The sequence below is a fragment of the Dietzia sp. E1 genome (assembly GCF_014145015.1).
In the GTDB taxonomy this organism is placed as follows: Bacteria; Actinomycetota; Actinomycetes; order Mycobacteriales; family Mycobacteriaceae; genus Dietzia; species Dietzia cinnamea_A.
The window spans coordinates 1-877 of sequence record NZ_JAALDU010000270.1 but is presented as its reverse complement, the minus strand read 5'-3'; the positions used below and the strand labels follow the sequence as shown (position 1 = coordinate 877).

At 74.3% G+C, this 877-nt stretch carries 1 protein-coding gene; it reads right to left on the bottom strand.

Annotation, left to right across the window (positions count from 1 at the left end; genetic code table 11):
* A partial coding sequence (cofG, locus tag G6030_RS09735) for a 7,8-didemethyl-8-hydroxy-5-deazariboflavin synthase CofG (RefSeq protein WP_182643002.1) occupies nt 1–877 on the bottom strand: 877 nt, incomplete at both ends.

Sequence of the window (877 nt, the reverse complement as noted above, 5' to 3'; positions counted from 1 at the left end):
GCGCGGCCCCAGCACGAGGCGCGCCACGGCGATCGCGGCGAGGAACTCGTCCCGGCCGGCGTCGTCGGCCGAGCGCATCGCGGTATCGGGCTTGGCGCGGAAGTTCTGGACGATCACCTCCTGCAGGTGCCCGTACTCGCGCGCGAGCCCGGCCAGCGCCAGCAGGCTCTCGGCGCGCTCGGTGCGGTTCTCCCCGATTCCCACGAGGATCCCCGAGGTGAACGGCACCGCGAGGCGGCCGGCATCGGTGAGGGTGCGCAGCCGCACGGCCGGGTCCTTGTCGGGGCTGCCGTGGTGGGCGGCGCCCGGGGTGGTGAACAGGCGGGTCGCGGTGGTCTCGAGCATCATGCCCATCGACGGGGCGACGGGCTTGAGCCGGGACAGCTCCGCCCAGCTCATCACGCCGGGATTGAGGTGCGGCAGCAGCCCGGTCTCCTCGAGCACGCGGATCGCCATGGCGCGCACGTAGTCCAGCGTGGAGGAGAAGCCGCGCGACTCGAGCCACTCACGTGCCTCGGGCCACCGGTCCTCGGACCGGTCCCCCAGGGTGAACAGTGCCTCCTTGCAGCCGGCCTCGGCGCCGCGGCGGCACAGTTCGACGACCTCGTCGGGGTCGAGGAACATGCCCTCGCCGGCCGCGCGGAGCTTGCCCGGCACGGTGACGAACGTGCAGTAGTGACACCGGTCGCGGCACAGGCGGGTGAGCGGGACGAACACCTTGCGCGAGTAGGTCACCACGCCTGGGCGCCCCTCGTCGACGAGGCGCGCGTCCCGGCGGGCGGCGGCCAGGGCCGTCAGGCGGTCCAGGTCCTCGCCCCGCGCGGCCAGCAGCACCGCGGCCTCGGTCACGTCGAGCGTGAGGCCGTCGGCGGCGCGG